The sequence below is a fragment of the Candidatus Infernicultor aquiphilus genome, assembly GCF_002784285.1.
Classification (GTDB): Bacteria; Atribacterota; Phoenicimicrobiia; order Phoenicimicrobiales; family Phoenicimicrobiaceae; genus Infernicultor; species Infernicultor aquiphilus.
The window spans coordinates 1-2,248 of sequence record NZ_PFKO01000064.1 but is presented as its reverse complement, the minus strand read 5'-3'; the positions used below and the strand labels follow the sequence as shown (position 1 = coordinate 2,248).

The 2,248-nt window shown below is 39.9% G+C and carries 1 protein-coding gene; it reads right to left on the bottom strand.

Translation table 11 applies throughout. From position 1 onward, the window contains the following. Window positions 1-268 precede the first annotated feature (268 nt). Window positions 269-1,987, bottom strand: a complete 1,719-nt coding sequence (locus COZ07_RS01750; protein WP_406606877.1) for an IS1634 family transposase — start codon at window positions 1,985-1,987, stop codon at window positions 269-271. Window positions 1,988-2,248 lie beyond the last annotated feature (261 nt).

The following is a 2,248-nucleotide window of genomic DNA, read 5'->3' as shown; positions in this document are numbered from 1 at the left end:
CACCTACTGGAGGTGACCCGGAGGCCAGAAAATTTTCCAACTCCCTCGGAGGCTGCCAATCATCCTGAACCTTCTGGTACCAGTATCCTGTAACCCAAGCCTGTTTAGGCCAATCTGCTGGTTTTGACACTACATATGAACTATAAGCAGCAAGTATCGGAATTTGTTGTTTCTCTATTCTTCGAAAGATAGGACCCCTAGCGCAAGTTTACTACGAAGGCAGCTTAAAAGTGGCCAACAGCCAGAAATGACAACAAAAAATCCGCTCTCAGATGTAGTCACTGAAACTTATTTTAGGCCGAAGATTCTCATCTGATATTTCAAGAATTCTTGCTAGTTTTTTCAATGGCCGTGGTATTTGTTCAAGCTGATATTTTACACTCCGACCCTTCTTCTTAATGCGGCAAGCGAGCCTGATGCTTTTGAGATCCTCCATAAAATTATTTATATTTTTCTTATAAGCATTTACCCTTCTTGCTTTGGTGTAGGCTGCAATCATTAATAGATAACCAATAAGACACATTAGGACGTGGGCCTCTATCTTTTGATCGGTCCAGTGATATTGCGGACGAACAGCCAAATGATAAGGGTTCTTTAGATTTTTGAAAACATATTCAACTTTTGATTGTCCCCTGTAGGCAAGTATGATTTCTTCATTGCTCCATTCATGGCGATTGGTTACCAATATTCTACGTCCTAACCTCTCTTCCTTTAACTTCTCAAAGGCGGCCTCATCAACGAAATAGCTATAACTGTAGCTGCCGTCAGAAAACCCCATGATTTCGTACTTTAGTATGTCCTGGATAAATTGACCCTGGACAATTTTATCTAACCGCTTTTCAATATCTCTCCTGGCAATCTTTTTCCGCTTCTTGGGGTTTTCAAGCTGTTGCTTAAATTTGTCCAACAGCTTATATTTTTTCTTAAGACTCTGATATATCCCATGTATTTGCCCCTGCTTTAATTGCTCTGAAATAATTACTACACAGGTACGCTCTTTTCCCCAAATTTGTTTCCTTCGCCGAAATACTAAAATCTCTTCGTCTCTGACTTTGATGGTAGTAAATTCTCTATTTGCTTCCTCTATTAGATCCTGGAAATAGGAAGGCACCAAACTGCCAACATAATAAAGACCTTCTTCACTATCCAGTTTCCGAAAATTGTCTTTTGAGTTATTTCCCTTATCAAAGAGCACGGTAATATCAGTAAGCTCCTTAGATATACTTTTTAGGCGATTTAGAAGGGTCGGAAATACCTCCTTAAAAACGGTGATATCGTTTTTGTTTCCTCGATAGGTCTTATGAAAAAGCGGAAATTGATCCTCCCTGGATACCATTAAGGCGACTCCAATCTGACGAAGATCCGCTCTCTTCTGTTTGTTCTTGCCTCTTTGAGGTATATCACAACACTTGTTTTGGGAATCAATAAAGGTGAAGAAATTGCTTGTATCGTAAAATAGGCAGTCTAATTTAATTTTGTATTTATCCATCAGGCTCTTCACCATCTCTTCCTCAATCTTGGGAATGCTCTCTGCTGGTAGAAAATCCATCTGGTCCCAGAAATGCTGTGAATCAAGAGACTTGAACGAAGATTTCAAACAATATTCAAGAGTAGTAGTTCTACACCAGTTATACCATCCCAATTTGCTTGTTGGCCGGCAGGCTCGACCGATGGCTCCTAAAAGAAAGGTTCCACCAACCGTCAGACCATCTCGGATAGGTTTTTCGTCTTTTCCGTTAGCAGGAATATGTCTATCTATTATCTCTACTATTCCTAATTCAATCGCCACATCGAGCAACACAGCCGTATCACCGTGCGAATAGGATTTTATGGTAAAATCATCCTCATCTCTGAGCCTTTTCAAAAGGCTTTCAGCCGTTCCCAAATACTCGATAGGAATATTCCTTGGTTTCCCATCGATTCTTCGGGATTCACAAATTGACCAGTACGTCCTGCCCCTTGATTTTCTAGATGATAAAAAAGCCATAAGAAGCACCTCCCGCTTAGCCCAGTGACTACTATATCATCCAACCAGTCATATGTCAAGCTATTACTGCATAAAAACAGCCTTTTTGTAACATTTTATACTTCTATTTTGATGTCACTGTCCAGTGACTACACTAATCTTATGGCAAGGAGCTTGTAAGTGGTTGATTTTACTGGCTTTTTGTTGCACATTTCAAAATATATTGCGCCTATTTAGTAAACTTGCGCTAGAGGTTGAATAGCACCGCTATAATTCTCAGAA